A 19,657-nucleotide genomic window follows, 5' to 3' on the forward strand; every position below is an offset into this window, starting at 1 on the left:
CGCGGCTGATGGATGCAGGTCGCGCCCTCCGCGGGCGCGTGGATTGAAACATCATGAAGTGGCTGGCGAACGTATGGCGCAAGACGTCGCGCCCTCCGCGGGCGCGTGGATTGAAACCTTTTACCGATGTCTGGATGTACCCGTCGGTACCGTCGCGCCCTCCGCGGGCGCGTGGATTGAAACAGGTGATCTCTGTCGGCCCCACTGATAGCGCCGGGTCGCGCCCTCCGCGGGCGCGTGGATTGAAACTACCCAAGCGGTAAGGGCAACACCGTATTCCAGGAGTCGCGCCCTCCGCGGGCGCGTGGATTGAAACTTGGGATGGTAGCGAGCAGACCGCCAGCACCCCCGTCGCGCCCTCCGCGGGCGCGTGGATTGAAACCACTCAACCAGTGGCGGCAATACAAACCCGAACTGTCGCGACCTCCGCGGGCGCGTGGATTGAAACAACAAGCCGATCATGGCGAGTTCGGCCCGCTACAAGTCGCGCCCCCCGTGGGCGCGTGGATTGAAACACCGTAGCCAAGATGCTCAACGCCGATCTTCTGGGTCGCGCCCCCTGTGGGCGCGTGGATTGAAACGTTGAGGACTACCTCGACGATGAAGATCGTAAGGTCGCGCCCTCCGCGGGCGCGTGGATTGAAACGAGCATGAAGTTGAAAATGTCCTGCGTCATGGCGTCGCGCCCCCCGCGGGCGCGTGGATTGAAACCAGTTGTAGAAGCGGCGGATCATCGGCTTGGTGAGTCGCGCCCCCCGCGGGCGCGTGGATTGAAACTGATGCGGCTCGAATATGCACTCTCTATCGGTAAGTCGCGCCTCCCGCGGGCGCGTGGATTGAAACAGCTCCAACGAGTCAGAAAATCACGGGGCTGATGTCGCGCCCCTCGCGGGCGCGTGGATTGAAACAACATGCTGAACCACATCATGCGCCCGGATGAGTGTCGCGCCCCCTGCGGGCGCGTGGATTGAAACATCATGCACATCACTGACGCGGTGCAGAACGAGGTCGCGCCTCCTGCGGGCGCGTGGATTAATAATGGATGTGAGGCGGTGATGTGGTTAGATAGGATCTGGATATTCAAGGGGCCAATCTAGGATCATTGGTGCGCCTCACCTGAAAAAATAAAAAGAAAAGGGTTCAGCAAGGCCGAAGGATAGCTTGGCTGAGCCCTTATTCGTTAGGCAAGTACTCCTCTCTCTGCCAGCGACACGATGCCTTCGCCGCCCACAACCAGATGATCCAGGGTTCGGATATCAACCAGAGCCAAAGCACTCTGCAGTCGCTGGGTTATTTCTATGTCTGCTCGGCTGGGTTCAGGGTGACCAGATGGGTGGTTATGCACCAGCATCAGGGCAGCAGCATTGAGCGCCAACGCACGTTTAACTACTTCCCGTGGGTAGACGGAGGCACTGCTTAGCGTACCGCGAAACAGCTCCTCATATGCCAGGATCCGATGCTGGTTATCCAAAAACAGCATGGCAAATACTTCGTGCTCCCTACTCTGCAGCAGGGTTTGCAGCGCCTGTTGTGCTAAGTGTTTGTCTGTAATCGCGACGCCCTTTGCCAGTTTCTGGCGCGCAATCTGGTTGGCGATATTTAACAAATCATCTTCGTTAACCAGATCGGTGACGAGATAAGTGCCGGGTTGCTCCCCGGCGATCAGTTTGTGATGCAGCATGATGGTGCTCCATACGCCATCGCCCCACCGCGTGGGATGCGGCAGGGGAGGCGAGGTGTTTGGTTAATGGGTTGGTAAATGTGGTGGTTGCAGGATTGGTTGGCGGTGTTCAGACCGCAAGGGGGTGAGTGGTGTAGTCGTGCAACGGGACGTGGTAACTGGTTGCAAGCAGGGTGCCTAGCTGGGTTAGCCAGCGGTGATCCGGGTGGTCGCACAGCCATTGAGCCAGTGCATTGCCCTGTTCGTTTTCATAGCGCAGGTAGAGGGCATAACCGTCCACCGGCTGGTTTCGGTCATGTACAGCTTCAATCTGACCATCGTGCTCAAGATAACCCTCCAGCTCGATGGCGATCATGGCGTTAATCATCTTCGCTCTCCTTGTCGGCGATGGTGTCACTCTCCACGGCATAGCCGCGATGGATGCAGATGCGCTGCAGGTCAGCCAGGAAGTTTGCAAGCACGCGAGGCTGATCGGTGAGTGAGACTGGCCCTTCTTGGCAACGCCAGAAACAGCTGTGTTTAGGGTCGATACAGATCTCATCTCTCGGCTGGCTCATAGTGCGCCCGTCATCGGCATTGCTGATGGTGAGCAGTTGCCACTGCACGCCAGACCAACGGACCTGCAGGGTGACTGTGCGGATGTATGGGCTATCCGGTGTCAGGTGCAGCAGCCATCGCTGACTAATGCGGGTGGGGGTTATCTTGGCGTTGGTGGCAACTTGTCCCAACCACTGACGTGAGTAGTGGGAGAGCGCTAATTCTTGGCTCATCGTGTCCTCCTAATCTCCTGCGACCGTGACGCTGAAACACTCCAACCGGCAGTAGGCAATGAAGTTGCTCTGCCAGATATCGAACAGCTCCCGCGCTTCGGCCAGTCGCAGTGGTCCCCAGCCCAACATGGTGTGCTCCCCATCGAGGAAGTTGAAATCGAGCTCTTTGCAGAGCTCGGCATCCTGCCCCAGCCCTTGATAACTGAAGTCGGTGACGTAATCGAACAGCCAGCCATCGAGCCCACGGATCAGCCGGATCTCGACTGGGTGCACGCCGCCTTGTTCGACACTGTAGCCGGGGTTGCGAAAGTTGAAGGTCAGTTGGGTTAAGCGCTCAAGATTGAGCTCGGTTTTAGTGACTTCCTGGTTAAGCTGAACCAGCAATGCTTGGTCAACGGGCAGGGCAAAGCCGTCCCGGAAAAAGGGAATAGTCATGGTGTGCTCCGAATAAAAAGGGTTGGGACTAGCGCAGTCGCCAGGGAAGTAGCCAGGTTGGTAGCTTGTTCGTCAGCGGTGTGAGCAGTGTGGGGAGAGTTGGAACGGTGGTGCGAATTGGCGGCACGGGCGTTTGTGCAAGCGTGATGGCTAGCAAGGCGGTGCTCCACGCCTGATCCACCTGCTCACTGTGATGCACACCTTGGATGCACCAAGTCACGAAGTGCTCGCAGTTGTTGAACTGCAGGTTATAGGCCCGCTCTCCCAGCCGTTGATGCGCTCGCGCCAGGCTTTCGCTAGGGCCGTAGTAACGGTGGCTGTACTCACGCAGGTAACAGTCGCAGTTACCTGCAAATATCTCCACCGGTGATACAACAATGCGGCCCGTCATCGGTCCTTCACTGGAGAAGGGACCTGTGTAGTGAATAACTTGGTCATTTCCTGCGTAGAGGCCGTGATGGTCATAGCCCCATCGGCTTACGACCAGATGGTCACCTGGTTGCATATCTGCTCCTTTTACAAAAGAAAACACCCGGTGCAAGACCGGGCGTAGAGAGAGGTGTTATTGCTTACTCGAAGGTGTAACTGGCATCCCCCCGGTCAGTATGAATGACTACCTCCAGCACCTGACACTGGCGTGTAGCCATGGTGAACATGGCTTGTTTGCCGAACGCCAGTGAAAGCGGGAACACCGGGACATAACCTATCCGATTGCCCTTGGTGTCATATCCCATGGTCTGCTCATGTACTTTGCACTGGCCTCGGTTAACGGTGACTCCCGTGATAGCGAGTTGGTCGTTGCGTGACAGTACACGAAGGACACCAGGTGATTTCTGCAGCTCAAACATCAGTGGGGCTGTAGCCTGTTCAGGTTCAGGTTCAGGTTCAGGCTCAGGAGCTGGAAAGGCACAGTCAAAGGCTGCGTCCGTGGCTGCAGTCAGGGTCTCTTGTACACCAACCACAGGCAGCGATACGGTTCGGCCATCCTGGGTGATAGCTTGCAGCGACTTGGCTGAGCGCAGTGCGGCCCACATGTCATAGAACGTCTTACTGTCATTCCCTGCCACCATGCTCGGTAGCGGGGGATAGGTATGACCATCGATGCGTAAACTGACAGCCTCCGTCGGTGCTTGCCCCGCCTGATTGAGCGTGATGCGGCTGAGCTGACCCATTCGGCACGAGAGATAGAGATAGGTCGCGTCGTCGACCGTCGCCGAGTACTCCGTCACCCCCTGACCCCAACCGTCATTCCAGCGACCATGGTCACCAAACGCCAGCACTGCGGGTGCCAGCAACAAGCTCAGCAGGGCAATCATCAATTGATACATCTCAAACTCCTTACACGGCGTAGCCGAGGATGTTGTTCATAAAGCCCTGAAAGGCGAAAAAGCCGATCAACGCCACGATGGCCTGTGGCCCCATCAGCCAAAGCACTTTGGCCTTGAAGGTTTCGACAGCACCGCTGGTCGAGATCCAGTCCGGATGAGTGAAGCGGCGAAACCATTCCCCGATACACATGCCAATCCCGGTAAAGAGCGTGCCGAACACTAAGGTGGCGGTCAGCCCCCAGAATCCGAGCCAAGGGGCTTTGCCGGTCCAGGCGATGTTGATGGTCAGGGCCAGAAAAAGCAGGCCCGCTATAGCAAAGTAACGTTTCATGATATTTCCTCAATTGCGCATAAAAGCCCCCCAGCCAGCGCCAAAGCGCCAGCAGTCGGGTAGAGGGGGAATAGGGAAGTCGGTTGCCGGGCTGAATTGCAAAGCCCCATTAATGCATCAGGTGAAGCTCGGCGGGTATGTGGGGTGTAGAGCCGGTCGTCGTGGTGTTCTCTCCTTGTTTATTGTTCAGTTGCCTTGAGGATGCGCTGTACGCTCGAGACGCTGATCCCTGCCTGTCTTGCGGTCTCGGCTTTGCTCAGCCCTCGTGCCAGCAACGCCAGCACCTCATTGCCTTTGGCCATTGCAGTCGGTTTGCGTCCCTTGTAGACCCCCCGCTGTTTGGCTAACTCAATCCCCTCGGCTTGCCGTTCCAGCATCAGCTCTCGCTCGAAGGTGGCGATAGCACCGATCATGGTGAGCATCAGCTTGCCGGTGGGGGTCGAGGTATTGATCCCCAGATTCAAAATCCTCAGTGCTACCTGCTTGCTTTGCAGATACTCCGAGATCTCCAACAGGTGACGGGTGTTGCGAGCCAAGCGATCCAGCTTGGTGACTAACACCACATCCCCCTTACGCACAGAGTTCAGTAACAGGGCCAATTGGGGGCGGTCGTCCCTGGCTCCACTGACCTTCTCCTGAAAAATCGTGCTGCACTCAGCCAGCGCCTGAAGCTGGGTGTCCAGGCTCTGCCCGACGGTACTCACGCGTGCATAACCCACCAGTGTCATGGTCTCCTCCTGGTCAATAGGGCAGGGTACAATGACGGCACCAGTCAAAAGCCTGAAACCAACCCTATTGACTTGAAAACAGTGCCTATTGAGTGCGTATTCGTGCATGTCACTAGGGCCTGAGCTATTGACCTAGCGCCAGCAGTTGGCTCCATTGGCGAGCAATTCTGTGATTGCCGTGGATATCGATTGGCGAGTGCAATCGGGCATGAAGTCGTGAACTTGGCCCTTTAGAGAGGGCCTCACGGTTCAGTGGGGGGCTTTGTTGAACAGCTTGCCAGTTCCCGAGGACCATCAGCGGTTAACTGGGGGAAGAAGATGGGCTCCCTTTCCCCAATTTGTTGGTGAGTGGGCTCCTTCTTGGTTGTGGTCTCTGAGGGGTTTTGGTTGCTTGGCTTTGCGGTGCGCTATGCGAGGTTGTCGCCTCCGCACTCGCGTTACCATTCGTTTCGTCAGCGCTGGCTTCGGGATAGAACTCCTCCAGCAGCATAGGCACCTCTTCATCGATATCCTCAAACTGGCCGTTACGCAGCAGCTCGCGAGCAGCTTGCTCCATCTGGTCGATGGCAAGGCCAGCCTCTTGGTCACGCTGGGCGGCCTCGTGTGCCTGTCTGATTGCCTCGGTCAGGTTGGTCTCTTCCCGCAAGGTCAAATCCACGTAGTAGACTGGTGTGCGGTAGGACTGGGTGGTGCTTTTGGCTCGCAGCCGCAGGATGAGTGGCAGATAGCGGGTATGGCCGCTGCTCACAGCCTCCAGGTACTTCAGTCGCGCCGCCAGGGTGCGTACCGAGTTGTAGCCGGTGGTGCGGAAGATAAAGCTGCCCAGCTCATCCCCTTGCCCCTCCACAAACAGGTTCAGTCGCCCGTACAGCTTGCAGCCCTGTTGCCCTGCAAAGGTACAGCGCTCTGGTCCAGAGCAACTGACCTCCTCCATGCCTTGTGCCCCCACGCGTCTTGCCACCTCTCCATTCCCGACACAGAGCGGCCTGCCGGTTTGCCGGTCAAACGCGCTGTATTCCGCCCGCAGATTCAAGTCGCTGTCGTTGAACAGCACCCGCACCGGAATGGCGCGGATCTTGGTCTGCTCCAGCCCTTGGCCACTTTTCTGCGATGAATAGTGTTGATGCAGGGGATGGAGCAACCATCCCCCTTTTTGTTGTACCTGAGTGGTGAGGGTGAAGCTGTCATCCTTCTCCGGTACCCACTTATCCTGTTTTTGCACCAGCTTGCCGATGCAGATCCGCCCGATCACGGGCGGGGTAATCGCCAGTCCTTTGATCATGGTGTTTGCCTCAAGGGTTGAATGGTGAAACGGCGCACACCAGGCACCGGTTTGACGTAGCGGGTGAGCAGGTCGGGATGATCCTGTCCGAGCTTATCGAGATCCGGTGCCAGCCGGTCTTTGCTGCGCTTCCAGGTGATCTTGCCATCGGCAAACAGCCCGGCTGTCGCTTCACCCAAGGTGGCTTGCAGCCGCTGTTTGAGCTGTGACTCCTGCAGCTCGACGGCTTCCTTTTGCTGACGCAAGCGCAGCAGCTCGCCAAACAGCTTGTTGAACTCGGGAGAATCGGAGAGATCCACCGTCTGGCCATCGTCACGCGGAAACAGCCAGCTCAGGGCATTGGCGGCATCAGTGGAGCCGTCAGGCTCGGGTTGCTGGTCTTGTTGCACCATCTGCCAGAACTGCGCTTCCCGCTCGGTGAGATCCTGGATCTTCTCCTCATCGCGCTCGATGCGGTAAATCCGAAAATCCTGGCCGCCGATGAGCACTGCCACTTCTGCCCAGGCATGGCCAGTGACGGCCAGTTGATGCAGTACCTGACACTGGTAGGCCACCGGCACCCCATCCTCCCACTGGGGGGCGCTGTGATAGCTGGCGGTCTTGATCTCCAGAATGCCCGGCCCATCGGGATGGCCGACTACTTCTCGGTCGAGGTTGGCGAGCATGAAGGCTTGCTCGGGGTGTTGCAGCACCGCATTAACTTTGCGCACCTTGTAGCCGGTGCGTTTGGCATAGACCTGCGCCAAGACCGGTTCAAGTTCGATGCCCCACAGTACTGCTTCCTTGTGGGAGATATCCTCCGGCTCCTTGCGACCGGTTTTCTCCAGCCACAGGCTGAGCGGGCACTTGTAAGGGGATAGCCCCACTGCCACGGCGGCATCGGAAGAACCAATGCCGAGCTTGCGGATAGCAAGCCACTGCTCGCGGGATAACTGGGTAGTGGAGGCCAGCCGCAGGGCTTGGCCATATTTGGCTTTTGTTTTCATGACGACTCCTTGTTAACGGCATAAACGCCAACGCCCGGATTGGCTTGCGCCAGTCCGGGTGAGGTCGTTATGCGGTTTGAATGGGGAAGCGGAATTACTGCAGCAGAGTGAATGCCTGATTCAGGGCTTGGGATTTGAGTTGGGCGCCCTGACCAAACCAGGCGGAATCGAGCCGGTGATCCTGGCTGCGAGCGCGGCGGTGGTGATCCACGTATTCGGTGACCGCATTGACCAGCCCCCAGGCGGTATTGCGAGAGCTGGCAAGCTCTGAGCCCATGCCAGCGCCCTGATAGAGCTCATGCAGCCGTTGTACCGGCTTGGTGAGGATGATGTTCTCCTCATCCAGCGGTTGCGCCAACAGGTCGCTGAAAAAGCGCAGTGCCTCTTCAGGGGCGACTGGCCGCTGTGCCAACGCCTTGGTCTGCGTCTTGAACTCATCCCAATGAGACAGCCCTAGCCCAAGCGACTCTTTGACGGCGGCCGCGTCGAACTGAGTGGAGTGGGGTACCTTGATGGCGCCGGTAGCGCCGCGCAGTGCCATCTGCAGGGTGTTATTGCAGACCACTCGTAGAGACGTGAACTGTGCCGTGGTGCAGAGCGTGCCGTCGCAGCTGGTCGCCAGCAGCAGATAGGACTTTACCAAGTCATTGCCTTTGAGTTTTAGATCCTGGCCGGTCTTAGCCAGTGCCCACAGCTTGCGGCCGCCTTTAAGCGAGCCTGCTGTTTCCAGCTCAAAGCCACCGGCTTCCACCAGGTCTTGATAGAAGTGCAGCACCTCGTGAGGCTGTACCACATTATATCGGCGAGAGACGACGGATAGAGGCTCCAGATTATCAGAGCGGTACAGAACTTTGCTGTCTGAATAAGGGCGAATATGGAGTGCATCGGAGGCGACGTTAAACATTACGTCACTCTGCTCGATGGTCCAATCCATCCCCGCAGCCTGCAGCCAGATATCGAGAGATTGTTGCGGGGGTAAGACATTGCCAAGGCCATGCCAAGGGGTTTGGCCAGTGTAGGCCATGGTGTCGATGAGGTGAGCCATGTGTATCTCCTGGTTTGCGGGATCGGTATCCCATATTTGTCAGGAGGTAATGTGGGTTTGAGAAATGCTCGAGTTGAGATTCATGTAAAATATTGCTGACGCTTTTTCCTCGTAGATAAAGATGCTGTGAGGTTCAGGTAAGGCGAGAGCATGCTGTAATGCCTTATCCGTTAATTTTTACAGAAGCACAAATGTATTAGCTGCAATGCCAATAGGAAACGAGTTACTTAGTACCAGATAGTCAATGGGCTTTGCGTTGTCGGACTTCACATCGACTATTTCCTACGCCTTTATCGGCTTAGCCGAGATACGCGTCGAAACATGATCTCGATTGCTGCTTGCAAGGGGCTTTAGTCGCAGTTGAACACGGGGGCGGGAGCGTTCCACATCCAATACCTTTGTCTACGCATACGGTGACGAACCTAGGCACCGGGCCCTCGCCCCGCGCAATGCTCTACAGCACGCGTAATCACAGGGTTTTACTAACTTGTATGTAGGTGTTGGGAACCCTAACTTGTGCATTTCTCACTTTAATTCCGACCTCAACCGGTTGGGGGAAAAAGCCTGCTGGCGTGATCGGAAAAGTCTCGTTACCCTCCTTCTCATCATCAAACGGGAAGGATACTCACATGTCAAACCACAGCCAAAATAAACTACTCAGAGTCCGAGAAGTCGCAGACAAATTGGGTATATCTCGTTCGACCCTATATGACTGGACCAATCCAAAATCCCCTCGGTTCGATAGTACATTTCCTCCCAAGAAAAGGCTGGGAAGAATGGTCGTTGGGTGGATGAGTAATGAAATAGATGCATGGTTGGAGGGGCGCGACAATAGCTTCTGGTCAGCACTTAACTTTGAATAGTAACAGCGTAGATAAAAAGCAAGGCTAGGCTTGCCATATTGAGTATGGCCATCTGTAAATTACAGGCGTCAAGAGTAAGAGCGATATGGGTATATTTGATATCTACCTAATCTATATACCTGTGTCTATCTAATCGAAGCTCTGCCACACAGAATATATCGGCACCCACAGTGCCGTAATACAACCACACGTTACATACAGGCTGTACTTATTACAGCCCTGGTTAAGCTATGCGCATTAAAAGCATGAGGGCCATCTATGAGCGTTGATAAAGCAGCGAGTAAATCGCTGCATGCTATTCCACATAGTTCAGAATGGGAGGATTATCAGGCCGGTCCTGGCCTATTGGTTAGCACTGCGTTGAAGAGCGCTCAGAAGCTCTCCAAAGCGTTATTCCATCTCCTGCCTAAAGAGCCAAAGGTTTGGGACCATCGAGAGTTCAAACGCACTTGTCGGTGGCTAAAGCCAATGCTGGAGGCCTCTACGCTTCTGAGGGCAATGAGAATGTTCCGACTGCATCCCGACCTAGAAGCATGCCTCGGCTACCCGGTTTCTGCGGAACTGGTCGATCTGCTTCAACAGCCTTATCCGCTGGCCCCTACCGCGAGGCAGCGGTTGGATGCGGGGCTCCAGCAGTACATTGCGCTATTACGTGAGAAACTCAGCACGCCAGATCATCGTAACGCTGTGCACCGCTTTATGCTGGGGCCTAAGAAAAATCGAGTTAGTCTGGTCCGTTATATTGATGCGCTCTTTGAGCGGCATCAGAAGCTGCTACTGCTACGTATTGATTTGCACCATCAGGAGTTGGGGCCTGTGTGGCGTCATCGCTCCCCAGACAAGCTACTCGGCCAGTTCCGTAGGCTGCTTAACAACCGAAAGAACAACTGTATTTTTGATGACTTTGTAGGCTATGCGGCTAAGCTGGAGTTTGCTCCTGGGGCGGGTTTTCATTTGCATTGCATGTTCATCTACAACGGCTCCAAGAGACGTGAGGATGTCGTTATTGCCCGGCAGATTGGGGAGTACTGGGTGCAGCTGACTGGCGAGCAGGGGCGTTACTACAACTGCAATTTTCACAAGCGCACGTACAAGGAGGTCGGGATAGGATTGATCCACTACATGGATAGCAAGATGCGCAAAAACACCGAGCTGGCCATCGACTACATGACCAAGCCGGAGCTGTACATGAAGCCACCCACTGGGGTGGGGCCGAGAGGGGGCGCTGGTAGGGTTTTCTTTCGTGGAGAGCTTCTGAGAAATACACAGCCCAAGCCCGGTCCGGTGCGTAACCGGACGTATATCAGGCCTAAGAATCGCCGACTAGGGGAGTTACTTTACTTGAAAGAGGGTGAGCTGGAGAAGCATTTGGGTGATTAATGGGCTACGGCTTTATCTCGAAAGGAAGCCTTGAAAGGCTTCCTAAGTTAGCAGCGTTTGACCCCTTTGTTCACATGTGCAGCACCCAAGAGGAACTATTCACCGAAACAGAGGATTAGCCTGAGTCGCATCAGCATCGTTGCTAATAGCTATTCCCAGTCCCAGTATTCGCTGGACTGTTTTGTCGCCGGAATATGATCTTTGATAACCTGTGAGGCTTCTATACGCATCGGGTTAACCGAGAAACTGTCAACCCATGCACAGAACTCAGCTTCAGAACGCGCAGTTGGTGGTGGGCGGGCGGTATCTTTGTGTTTAAAGTCGTAATGTAAAATGCCACCAGGCTTGAGCCATTTCCGAAGGTTTTTTTGCGTTCTATTGAATAGGTCAGTGTCGTTGTTAGGTGGTGGTGGAAAATCCCAGACCAACTTGCCTTGCTTAATCTCAAACATCAATTGGTCACGAATGGCATTTAGCGCAGATTTAACATCCCCATTCCAACCTCTCAAGCCTCCTTCTGCTGTCTCACCACGGGGCTGCAGTTCTGTAAGCAATTCTCGGGCTCGTGCTTTAACTCCGCGCAGTTTGGTACCTCCCCGTTTAGCCTGTGCTTGTTTGCTAAGTGAGAGGAAGCAAAAAGCTGTATCGACAACACCGATGTAATAGCTGGCTTTGATGAGATTGCCCCATGCTTGCTCATACCGCTGCCGCCGGAAGTCTAGGTAGGCAAGTCGTAGATATAGGCGAGCAGGCATCAGGATCTTAGGGCAATTAACATAGTGCCCCTTTTTTACTTCAAACGGAGGTAAGCCAGTTGGTTTAGGCGCTTCACTGTGAACTTGCCAAGCTCGCAGCCGCCGTTCGTTACGAAGAAGAACGCTACAGAGCTGTGCCGTTTGCAGTAAGTCATCTTGGGAAATAAGCTCAAACTTGAGCAGCTTGTTTTTTAGATCATGTGCCGCACCATGTAGGTGTTTGAGCTTATCGCGCAGTTTGGAGCCATCATTGTTGGTCGTTTCCATGTGTGTTCCCAGTTGGTACTACATGCTCTACTGAGTACCACACCGAAAACGGACAGTTAAGGCCGAGTTGTGTAAGTGTGAGCTTCGTCGCCTAAGTTCTCCAGAATCGCCGGAGCTTAGTCAGGCCTGCCCCCACAGACTGAGGATGACGCTATAGATAGACTGACCTCGCCCCAGTAGACGATCCTGCCCTAGAACGGCTGGGACGTGTCTAGATCACTGGTGGCGATTCAACCCGCCATTGTTGGTGGTATCCATGTCAGCGCTGAACCGACTCTGGATGCTGCATCTATATGTTCTGACCACCAGACCATCATTTCTCGGCGACGTTCCAGATAATCCGTGCGGTTGTATGCACTACGCACCTCATCTTTGTCAGAGTGTGCCAAAGCGGCCTCAATGACGTCTCGATCAAATCCTTTCTCATTAAGGGTCGTGCTGCCCAAGGCTCTCAGGCCGTGAGCGACTAAGGTCCCTTCATAACCCATCCGTTTCAAAGCGGCATTGGCTGTCTGTTCGTTGGTATGTGTCTTGGGATTTCGTAGTCCTGGGAAGATAAATTCACGATGACCGCTGATTGGCCGCATGAGGTCTAGGTAGGCAAGGGTCTGTGGCGTCAAGGGCACGTCATGACCTCTGCGCTTCTTCATTCTCTCTGGTGGGATCCGCCAGAGTTTCTTTTCCATATCGATCTCTGCCCACCGTGCTCCGGCCGCCTCGCTGGGGCGAGCCAAGGTATGCAGGCTCCATTCGATAAGGCAGCGGGTCTGCAAATTGATGCTGGCCTTCGATAGCCTGTTCATCAGTTCCGGCAGTTGGTTGGGATTAATGCTAGGCATGTGCTGTTTGGCTGGCCGCTGAAAGACCTTGCTTATCCCCGAGCAAGGGTTGGCATCGATCAGACCAGAGTTGACGGCGAAGGTCATGATCTCGTTCACCCGCTGGGTGAGACGACGCACAGTTTCGAGTTTTCCTGCAGCGGCGATGGGTTCGATGATCTTGATAGCTCCCTGCGCCTTTATCTCCATCACGGGCACAGTGCCAATCTCGGGGAAGAGGTACATTTCGAGCGAACGCCAGAGATCCTCGGCATATGCCGGGGTGACGGAAGGACACTTAACATCAAACCAGCGCTTGGCAACGGCTTCAAAGGTGTGCTCATTCTGAGATAACGCGGCGGATGCCTGCTCATCACGATGGTGTTGGGGATCGATGTTTTGTTGCAGCAACGTTTTGGCTTCGGATCGTTTCTCTCTCGCGTCAGCCAACGACATCTCCGGCCAGGAGCCAAAGCTGATCATGTTTCGCTGTTTAGTAAGGGGGCGGTAGTAACGCAGGCGCCACAACTTGGAGCCATTGGGCTTGATGACGAGCTCCAGACCAGCCCCGTCACAGAGGGTGTATTCCTTCTCTTTTGGCTTGGCTGCTTTGATCTCGGTTGGGGACAAGGGGCGGGTGATACGAGGCATAGGCATACGCTCCGGAAGGCATACAAAACGATATGCCTAACGATATGCCTAAAAGGGCTGGATGGCAACGCACCCTATTGGACAGCACAAGACAACAAAAAACCCGCAAAGCCTTATGCTATGCGGGTTCCTTGTACTTCGTTGGTCACTGTTGGACCGGTATTTGGTGGAGCTGGGGGGATTTGAACCCCCGTCCAAAATTACTACATCCGCGGTACTACATGCTTAGTCACTCTTTACATTCGCCAACCCGCTGCGGAGAGACACGCCACGAATTGACTAGCTCGATTGGTTTTAATGCTTCCGCCCCGAGCAGGACTTCCACACGATCCTGTGAAGGATGACCTTCCGATTCCCTAGGACACAGGCAAGCTAGGGTAGAAGGGCTCTATGCAGGTTATTAAGCTGCTAGTGCGTAGTTTTCGTCGTTTGCGACTATTTTTTTGCGGTTTGTTAACGAGGCCTACCGCACCTCGGCATGCACCTTGGGTTTCGTGAATCTTGTCGAATCCAGAATCAGCCCCAAGTTGTTAGAAGCGATTGTACGCAAAAATGCTGTTATAGCAAGGCGTTGATGACCATTCCCTCTGGTCATTTGGCTGTTTGCTGATTTATTGTGCTCAGCTGACTCGGGTCAACTGCGCAGGGGAAGCAGAATGGCTTGCTGGCCCTGAACATCCGGAGTGTGAGTCCGGATAACCGGGGATTAGCCGCGATTTTTGTTCTTCATGATGCGGGATTTTTCCCGATCCCATTCGCGCGCCTTGGTGTCTTCGCGCTTATCGTGCTCTTTCTTGCCTTTCACCAGGCCGATCTCGACCTTGACCCAGCACTCTTTCCAGTAGAGAGCCAGTGGCACTATGGTGTAGCCCTGACGGGCGGTTAGGCTTTCGAGTTTGTCGATTTCACGGCGGCTCAGCAGCAGTTTGCGGGTGCGGGTTGGATCACAGACCACATGACTGGACGCGGCGTTCAGGGGCAAGAAGCTGGAGCCGAACAGGAAGGCTTCACCCTGCAAGAAGATGACGTAGGCTTCGCTGATATTGGCCTTGCCCGCCCGCAGGGATTTGACTTCCCACCCTTGCAGGGACAAGCCAGCTTCCACTCTCTCTTCGATGAAGTATTCGTGGCGGGCGGCTCGGTTCAGAGCAATGGTGCTGGACCCGGCTTTGTTTTTACTGTTTTTTTTGCTCATGACGGGCGATTTCCGGCAATGACTAGGAGGCTCGTATTATACGTAGGCGTGAGCGGCTGTAAAACGCGCTGCAAGTCAACTGGTGGCTTTATGAGCGGTTTGGCCGAGGTTTTCGCTCCACAACCCCAAACATGGTGGTAAAATCGCGCCGATTGGATGAGGAAAAGCCATGCCCCGGATTACGCGCAGTGCCCTGGTGATGTTCAGTGCAGAACAGATGTTCAAGTTGGTTAACGATGTGGATGCCTATCCGCAGTTTTTGCCCGGTTGTGTCGGCAGCCGTGTCCACGAGGCGGGTGATGACTACATGACTGCATCGGTCGATGTGGCCAAGGCGGGGATTGCCAAGACCTTTACCACTCGCAATCAGCTGGATGTGAACCGTCAGATCAGGATGGAGCTGGTAGATGGCCCGTTTCGCAAGTTGGCGGGTTGGTGGACCTTTACCCCGCTCGATGTGGATGCCTGCAAGGTGGAGTTCGATCTCGATTTCGAATTTACCTCCAAGCTGATCGAGATGGCATTTGGTCAGGTGTTCCGCGATCTGGTGAGCTCCATGGTCTCCGCCTTCTCCAAGCGGGCGAAGGAGGTCTACGGTGTCTGACCAGCTCAATATTGAGGTTGTCTATGCCTTGCCGCAACAGCAGACGGTGATTGCGCTACGCGTGCCGTCCGAGACCTGCGTGCTGGTGGCCATTGAGCAGTCCGGCATTGTGCAAAAGCACCCCGAGATCGATCTGGCGGTCAACAAGTTCGGTATCTACAGCCGTCCGGTGAAAGGTGGCGAGTTGCTGCACGATGGCGATCGCATCGAGATTTATCGGCCCTTGACCGCCGATCCGCGCGAGATGCGCAAGAAACGCGCAGAAAAGGCCAAGGAGGAGGGGAGAGCCGATAGTGTGACAGGTGGCCGCCCCGATGTGCATCGTAAGCTCCGCGAATAGCGTTCAGGTTTTCTTCAAAAAAAGGCGCCGAGGCGCCTTTTTTGATCCCGTCAGCCGCTCATCTGGCCGAGGGGATATCAAGGGGGGCTGCGTCAGCCCAGGACTGGTTCTGCCACCCCCAACCGGGCGCGCGCCCAAGCTGTTAGCAGCTCTACGCCGCTTTGCATCACTCGCTCATCGAAATCGAAGGCGTTGTGGTGGTGTGGCGCCGCCAGATCGGCCCCCAGGATCAGGTAAGCCGCTTCGCCCCCCTGCTTTTGCACCCGCTCCATCAGAAAACCTGCATCTTCGCTGGCGCCAAAGCGGCGGGTCTGGATGGTGGCGAGCCCCTGTTTGCGGGCCAGCGCTGCCAGCTCAGCTTGCAGCGCCGGGCTGTTCTCCAGCGCAATGGCCTCACCCTGTTTGATGATGCGGTAGGTGACGCCGTGGGCGAGGGCAGTGCCTTCGACGATGCGCTGCACCTGACTGAACATGTAGTCGTTGAGGATGCTGTCGGCGCCACGGGTTTCACCGTGTAGCACGGCATGATCGGGGATGACGTTGCGCCCGCTGCCGCCATGGAGCTGGCCGATATTGATGCGGGTCATGCCGTCGCGGTGGCGGGGAATGCCGAGCATGGCGGTGGTGGCCATGCAGGCGGCGGCCAGTGCATTGCTGCCAGCGTTGGGCTCAAGCCCGGCGTGGGCCGCGGTGCCCATAAAATGGATGTCGAACTTGGTGGAGCAGAGAAATTCGGTGGGGTTGATCACCAGCTCGCCGCTACCGGCGTGAATGCCGATATGGAGCGAGAGCAGGGCATCCACGTCATCGAGTGCGCCACCGGCCGCCAGCGCCTTGCCCCCGCGACACCCCTCTTCGGCGGGTTGGAAGAACAGCTTGATGCGACCGCAGAGCTGCTCCTTCATCGCCATTAACTGGCTGGCCAGCCCCATGCCGATGGCGGTGTGGCCATCGTGGGCGCAGGCGTGCATCCACCCCTTGTTGTGGGAGGCAAAGCCCTCTTGCTGCGGCTGGTGCTGTTCGGCGTCGGACTCTTCTACCTCCACCGCGTCGATATCGAAGCGAAAGGCCAGGGTCGGGCCGGGACGGCCGGTATCCAGCTCTCCCATCAGCCCGGTGACATCGCCGATCCGCTCCAGCCAGTCGGGATGGGCTCCCTGACGGCGGGCGCGAGCCTTTTCTGCTGCCACATCCACATCACGACCCATCATCAGGTTGCTGGCCAGCAGCTTGTCGCCGAGCACGATGCGATAACCGAGCTCGCTCAGGTGGTGGGCAATCAGGCTGGTGGTGCGGAACTCTTTCCAGGCGGCTTCTGGCAGGCGATGCAGGTCGCGGCGCCACAGGATCAGGTGCTCAAGGGTCATCTTGGCTTCCTTGGTGATTCGATTTGTCGGCTATTGTGCCTTTTTTCCCGGCTGACCACACGGGGCCTGCAGCTGGTCGGGGGAGCTGTGACCGCGGGCAATGGCATTGGAGGCCATTGATAGGGGTGAGAGAAGATAAAAAAACGCCTCCACAAGGGAGGCGTTGTCGAGGCGTGGTGATCAGGCTGCGTGATGGTAAGCGGAGGCTTCAAACAGCTTCTTGTTGGCCACCAGATCGATGGGGTCAAAATCATCGACGTTGATGGTGCGCAGGCGACTCACTTCGGCGCGGCGCAGCAGATCTGCTTCGCTCTGGGTCAGTACGCCAGCGGCCAGGCCAATGTCGGCCACCTTGTTCAACTGGGTGAAGGGACGCTTGATGCCATCTGCTTTGCAGACCTTGTCAAACAGCGGCTCGGCGGCCAGCACGTCATCGAGCGCCTGCTCCAGCAGTCCGAAGGGGTTACCCTCTTCGCGGGTCAGATACTGCCCCTTGGCCAGACGGCTGCGGGTTTCGCTCGGGGTTTGCAGCAGACGGGCGACCTGGCTATCGAGCTTGTCGCTCGGGCGGTTCAGATCACGGCCCAGTGGCAGCACCACGGCGCGCAGGGCAAGGCCAATCCAGCGGTTCGGGAAGTTGCGCAGCAGCTCGTCGATCGCTTCTTGTGCCTTGAACATGGCATCTTGCAGAGCCCAGTGCAGCAGCGGCAGGTCGGCCTGCTGGCGTCCCTCGTCCTGATAGCGCTTGAGGGCGCTAGAGGCCAGATAGAGCTGGCTCAGCACATCGCCAAGACGGGCGGAGACCCGCTCTTTGCGCTTGAGTTCGCCACCCAGGGTGCCCATCGCCATGTCTGACAGGAATGCCAGGTTAGCCGAGAGGCGGGAGAGCTGCTGGTAGTAGCCCTTGGTCTGATCCTTGTAAGGTGCTGCTGCGAAGCGAGCGCCGGTGATACCGAGCCAGAAGCTGCGCACCAGGTTGCTGATGGCAAAGCCGACGTGGCTGAACATGGCCTTGTCGAAATCCTTCAGTGCCTGCTCCTTGTCGGGATGGCTGGCGGCCAGCATCTCCGGCAGTACATACGGGTGGCAGCGGATAGCGCCCTGACCGTAGATGATCATGCTGCGGGTCAGGATGTTGGCCCCTTCCACCGTGACGGCGATGGGGGCACCCTGATAACCACGGGCCAGATAGTTGTTGGGGCCCATGCAGATCGCCTTGCCGCCGTGGATGTCCATGGCATCGATGATGCACTTCTGGGCACGGTCGGTGAGGTGGTATTTGACGATGGCGGAGATGACCGAGGGCTTTTGCCCCAGATCGATACCGGTCACTGTCAGGGTGGCGGCAGCGCCCATGATGTAGGCGTTACCACCGATGCGGGCCAGCGGCTCTTCGATCCCTTCCATCTTGCCGATAGGCAGCTTGAACTGGCGACGGATGCGACTGTAGGCGCCGCTCGCCAGGGCCAGCATTTTGACGCCGCCGGTGCTGTTGGAGGGCAGGGTGATACCGCGACCGACCGACAGGCACTCCACCAGCATGCGCCAGCCCTGACCGGCCATGGCCGGGCCGCCGATGATGAAGTCGAGCGGGACGAACACATCCTTGCCCTGAGTCGGGCCGTTTTGGAACGGCACGTTGAGCGGGAAGTGGCGACGGCCAATGCCGACACCCTTGATATGAGTTGGAATGAGGGCGCAGGTGATGCCGAGCTCCTCTTCGTCACCTAGCAGATGCTCAGGGTCACGCAGCTTGAAGGCCAAACCCAGCACGGTGGCGATGGGGGCCAGGGTGATGTAGCGCTTGTTCCAGGTCAGGCGCATACCGAGCACCTCTTTGCCTTCCCACTCGCCTTTGCAGACGATGCCGAAGTCGGGGATGGAGCCTGCATCAGAACCCGCTTCCGGGCTGGTCAGGGCGAAGCAGGGGATCTCTTTGCCGATTGCCAGACGTGGCAGGTAGTGGTCTTTCTGGGCCTCAGTGCCATAGTGTTGCAGCAATTCGCCCGGGCCGAGCGAGTTGGGCACGCCGACGGTGGAGGCGAGCACGGCGCTGGCGCCAGTCAGTTTTTGCAGCACACAGGATTGGGCATAGGCCGAAAACTCGAGGCCGCCATATTTCTTCTTGATGATCATGGCGAAGAACTTGTGGTCCTTCAGGTATTGCCATACCTCGGGGGAGAGATCGGCGCGCTCGTGGGTCACTTCCCAGTCGTTCACCATGCGGCACACTTCCTCGACCGGGCCATCCATAAAGGCCTGCTCTTCGGCAGAGAGGGTGCTGACCGGGATTGCATGCAGCTTTTTCCAGTCCGGGTTGCCCGCGAACAGATCGGCTTCCCACCAGGTGGTGCCCGCTTCGATCGCCTCTTTTTCGGTGCGGGACATCTCCGGCATGATCGATTTGTAGATCTTGAACAGCGGCTTGGTCAGTTGGTTGCGGCGAAACTCTACCATGTTGAGCGGGATGGCGATCACCGCAAACAGCGCCCAGACCAGCAAGGGCACATGACCATAGATGGCGCCAAGCACCAAAGCGGCGCCGGTAATCAGGGTGGCGGTAAACAGGGATGTCCGGCGATAAGCCAGGGCTCCGATAACCAGGATCACCCCGAGCAGAGTGAGGGTCGTCGTCATTGCTTGCTCCTTGCGTGGTTAGGTTGCCAACGTGGTATTACTGATCCAGAGGTCTGACCTGTTGGATATGGCCTCTGTTGTAATTGATACGCACAAAGTTATCAAGCTGTTTACAAGTTCATTACCTTCTCTCTGTGATCCCCGTAACGTTCATGAGGCACCCGTGCCGTGGTGGGTAGGGGGGGCGACTCCGG

20 protein-coding genes, 1 other RNA gene and 1 CRISPR repeat array (1 of these 22 running past the window's edge) are annotated in these 19,657 nt (G+C 56.6%); of the genes, 4 read left to right on the forward strand and 17 right to left on the reverse strand.

Annotated features, from left to right (window positions below; translation table 11 throughout):
- Positions 1-1,039: a CRISPR direct-repeat array (repeat unit 32 nt; unit sequence GTCGCGCCCTCCGCGGGCGCGTGGATTGAAAC) (it extends 708 nt beyond the left edge of the window).
- 141 nt (positions 1,040-1,180) lie between these two features.
- From radC to CF137_RS07700, 11 genes are all read right to left on the reverse strand, one after another.
- Positions 1,181-1,681 carry a RadC family protein gene (gene radC, locus CF137_RS07650; protein ID WP_042081045.1) on the reverse strand — a complete coding sequence of 167 codons (501 nt, stop codon included), beginning with the start codon at positions 1,679-1,681 and terminating at the stop codon, positions 1,181-1,183.
- A 109-nt stretch (positions 1,682-1,790) separates the two neighbouring features.
- Positions 1,791-2,048, reverse strand: coding sequence for a hypothetical protein (locus CF137_RS07655; protein ID WP_139718581.1), 258 nt, complete (start codon positions 2,046-2,048; stop codon positions 1,791-1,793).
- Positions 2,041-2,451, reverse strand: coding sequence for a hypothetical protein (locus CF137_RS07660; protein WP_139718582.1), 411 nt, complete (start codon positions 2,449-2,451; stop codon positions 2,041-2,043). Before CF137_RS07660 ends, CF137_RS07655 begins: the two co-directional genes overlap by 8 nt.
- Before the next feature lie 9 nt (positions 2,452-2,460).
- Entirely contained in the window at positions 2,461-2,886 is a 426-nt protein-coding gene (locus CF137_RS07665) for a DUF2787 domain-containing protein (RefSeq protein WP_139718583.1), read from the reverse strand.
- A 28-nt stretch (positions 2,887-2,914) separates the two neighbouring features.
- A complete protein-coding gene (locus CF137_RS07670; RefSeq protein ID WP_139718584.1) occupies positions 2,915-3,391 on the reverse strand; it encodes a lecithin retinol acyltransferase family protein in 477 nt (158 codons plus the stop codon).
- A gap of 64 nt (positions 3,392-3,455) precedes the next feature.
- A complete protein-coding gene (locus tag CF137_RS07675; protein ID WP_139718585.1) occupies positions 3,456-4,214 on the reverse strand; it encodes a hypothetical protein in 759 nt (252 codons plus the stop codon).
- Positions 4,215-4,224: 10 nt separating this feature from the next.
- Complete coding sequence (locus CF137_RS07680; RefSeq protein WP_139718586.1) at positions 4,225-4,545, reverse strand: hypothetical protein; 321 nt, start codon at positions 4,543-4,545, stop codon at positions 4,225-4,227.
- Positions 4,546-4,724: 179 nt separating this feature from the next.
- Complete coding sequence (locus CF137_RS07685) at positions 4,725-5,273, reverse strand: recombinase family protein (RefSeq protein WP_139718587.1); 549 nt, start codon at positions 5,271-5,273, stop codon at positions 4,725-4,727.
- 301 nt (positions 5,274-5,574) lie between these two features.
- Complete coding sequence (locus tag CF137_RS07690; protein ID WP_139718588.1) at positions 5,575-6,555, reverse strand: recombination directionality factor; 981 nt, start codon at positions 6,553-6,555, stop codon at positions 5,575-5,577.
- Complete coding sequence (locus CF137_RS07695; protein ID WP_139718589.1) at positions 6,552-7,541, reverse strand: YqaJ viral recombinase family nuclease; 990 nt, start codon at positions 7,539-7,541, stop codon at positions 6,552-6,554. The genes CF137_RS07690 and CF137_RS07695 overlap by 4 nt, the downstream gene beginning before the upstream one ends.
- A gap of 94 nt (positions 7,542-7,635) precedes the next feature.
- Positions 7,636-8,586 (reverse strand): DUF932 domain-containing protein, encoded by a 951-nt coding sequence (locus CF137_RS07700; RefSeq protein WP_139718590.1) that lies wholly within the window; start codon positions 8,584-8,586, stop codon positions 7,636-7,638.
- 629 nt (positions 8,587-9,215) lie between these two features.
- Between CF137_RS07700 and CF137_RS07705 the strand changes: the two genes are divergently transcribed.
- Both CF137_RS07705 and CF137_RS07710 read left to right on the forward strand, forming a co-directional pair.
- Entirely contained in the window at positions 9,216-9,449 is a 234-nt protein-coding gene (locus CF137_RS07705) for a helix-turn-helix transcriptional regulator (protein WP_139718591.1), read from the forward strand.
- Between the two features lie 258 nt (positions 9,450-9,707).
- Complete coding sequence (locus CF137_RS07710) at positions 9,708-10,829, forward strand: YagK/YfjJ domain-containing protein (RefSeq protein ID WP_139718592.1); 1,122 nt, start codon at positions 9,708-9,710, stop codon at positions 10,827-10,829.
- 149 nt (positions 10,830-10,978) lie between these two features.
- On the opposite strand, the gene CF137_RS07715 is transcribed toward CF137_RS07710, so the two are convergent.
- The 4 genes from CF137_RS07715 to smpB all read right to left on the reverse strand — a co-directional run bounded on the left by CF137_RS07715 (position 10,979) and on the right by smpB (position 14,515).
- A complete protein-coding gene (locus CF137_RS07715; protein WP_139718593.1) occupies positions 10,979-11,851 on the reverse strand; it encodes a hypothetical protein in 873 nt (290 codons plus the stop codon).
- A gap of 230 nt (positions 11,852-12,081) precedes the next feature.
- The gene (locus CF137_RS07720) at positions 12,082-13,320 is read right to left on the reverse strand and encodes an integrase domain-containing protein (RefSeq protein WP_139718594.1); all 1,239 of its coding nucleotides are present in this window, start codon (positions 13,318-13,320) and stop codon (positions 12,082-12,084) included.
- A 164-nt stretch (positions 13,321-13,484) separates the two neighbouring features.
- Positions 13,485-13,844: a transfer-messenger RNA gene (gene ssrA, locus CF137_RS07725) on the reverse strand.
- A 182-nt stretch (positions 13,845-14,026) separates the two neighbouring features.
- The gene (smpB, locus tag CF137_RS07730) at positions 14,027-14,515 is read right to left on the reverse strand and encodes an SsrA-binding protein SmpB (protein WP_042020331.1); all 489 of its coding nucleotides are present in this window, start codon (positions 14,513-14,515) and stop codon (positions 14,027-14,029) included.
- Between the two features lie 169 nt (positions 14,516-14,684).
- On the opposite strand from smpB, the gene CF137_RS07735 reads away from it, so the two are divergent.
- Complete coding sequence (locus CF137_RS07735) at positions 14,685-15,119, forward strand: SRPBCC family protein (protein WP_042020332.1); 435 nt, start codon at positions 14,685-14,687, stop codon at positions 15,117-15,119.
- Positions 15,112-15,459 carry an RnfH family protein gene (locus CF137_RS07740; RefSeq protein ID WP_139718595.1) on the forward strand — a complete coding sequence of 116 codons (348 nt, stop codon included), beginning with the start codon at positions 15,112-15,114 and terminating at the stop codon, positions 15,457-15,459. The genes CF137_RS07735 and CF137_RS07740 overlap by 8 nt, the downstream gene beginning before the upstream one ends.
- Before the next feature lie 92 nt (positions 15,460-15,551).
- Here CF137_RS07740 and CF137_RS07745 read toward each other — a convergent pair whose 3' ends face one another.
- Positions 15,552-16,826, reverse strand: coding sequence for an amidohydrolase (locus CF137_RS07745; RefSeq protein WP_139718596.1), 1,275 nt, complete (start codon positions 16,824-16,826; stop codon positions 15,552-15,554).
- Positions 16,827-17,006: 180 nt separating this feature from the next.
- The gene (gene fadE, locus CF137_RS07750; protein WP_139718597.1) at positions 17,007-19,463 is read right to left on the reverse strand and encodes an acyl-CoA dehydrogenase FadE; all 2,457 of its coding nucleotides are present in this window, start codon (positions 19,461-19,463) and stop codon (positions 17,007-17,009) included.
- Positions 19,464-19,657 lie beyond the last annotated feature (194 nt).

It is taken from the genome of Aeromonas sobria (assembly GCF_006243315.1).
Classification (GTDB): Bacteria; Pseudomonadota; Gammaproteobacteria; order Enterobacterales; family Aeromonadaceae; genus Aeromonas; species Aeromonas sobria_A.

Bases quoted from the DNA above. Each gene is read 5' to 3' on its own strand.
- CF137_RS07675 (WP_139718585.1), bottom strand. From the start codon at position 4,214: ATGTATCAATTGATGATTGCCCTGCTGAGCTTGTTGCTGGCACCCGCA.
- fadE (WP_139718597.1), bottom strand. From the start codon at position 19,463: ATGACGACGACCCTCACTCTGCTCGGGGTGATCCTGGTTATCGGAGCC.
- CF137_RS07720 (WP_139718594.1), bottom strand. From the start codon at position 13,320: ATGCCTCGTATCACCCGCCCCTTGTCCCCAACCGAGATCAAAGCAGCC.
- CF137_RS07715 (WP_139718593.1), bottom strand. From the start codon at position 11,851: ATGGAAACGACCAACAATGATGGCTCCAAACTGCGCGATAAGCTCAAA.
- CF137_RS07690 (WP_139718588.1), bottom strand. From the start codon at position 6,555: ATGATCAAAGGACTGGCGATTACCCCGCCCGTGATCGGGCGGATCTGC.
- CF137_RS07670 (WP_139718584.1), bottom strand. From the start codon at position 3,391: ATGCAACCAGGTGACCATCTGGTCGTAAGCCGATGGGGCTATGACCAT.
- CF137_RS07700 (WP_139718590.1), bottom strand. From the start codon at position 8,586: ATGGCTCACCTCATCGACACCATGGCCTACACTGGCCAAACCCCTTGG.
- CF137_RS07735 (WP_042020332.1), top strand. From the start codon at position 14,685: ATGCCCCGGATTACGCGCAGTGCCCTGGTGATGTTCAGTGCAGAACAG.
- CF137_RS07710 (WP_139718592.1), top strand. From the start codon at position 9,708: ATGAGCGTTGATAAAGCAGCGAGTAAATCGCTGCATGCTATTCCACAT.
- CF137_RS07695 (WP_139718589.1), bottom strand. From the start codon at position 7,541: ATGAAAACAAAAGCCAAATATGGCCAAGCCCTGCGGCTGGCCTCCACT.
- CF137_RS07680 (WP_139718586.1), bottom strand. From the start codon at position 4,545: ATGAAACGTTACTTTGCTATAGCGGGCCTGCTTTTTCTGGCCCTGACC.
- CF137_RS07745 (WP_139718596.1), bottom strand. From the start codon at position 16,826: ATGACCCTTGAGCACCTGATCCTGTGGCGCCGCGACCTGCATCGCCTG.
- CF137_RS07655 (WP_139718581.1), bottom strand. From the start codon at position 2,048: ATGATTAACGCCATGATCGCCATCGAGCTGGAGGGTTATCTTGAGCAC.
- CF137_RS07665 (WP_139718583.1), bottom strand. From the start codon at position 2,886: ATGACTATTCCCTTTTTCCGGGACGGCTTTGCCCTGCCCGTTGACCAA.
- CF137_RS07660 (WP_139718582.1), bottom strand. From the start codon at position 2,451: ATGAGCCAAGAATTAGCGCTCTCCCACTACTCACGTCAGTGGTTGGGA.
- CF137_RS07705 (WP_139718591.1), top strand. From the start codon at position 9,216: ATGTCAAACCACAGCCAAAATAAACTACTCAGAGTCCGAGAAGTCGCA.
- CF137_RS07685 (WP_139718587.1), bottom strand. From the start codon at position 5,273: ATGACACTGGTGGGTTATGCACGCGTGAGTACCGTCGGGCAGAGCCTG.
- radC (WP_042081045.1), bottom strand. From the start codon at position 1,681: ATGCTGCATCACAAACTGATCGCCGGGGAGCAACCCGGCACTTATCTC.
- smpB (WP_042020331.1), bottom strand. From the start codon at position 14,515: ATGAGCAAAAAAAACAGTAAAAACAAAGCCGGGTCCAGCACCATTGCT.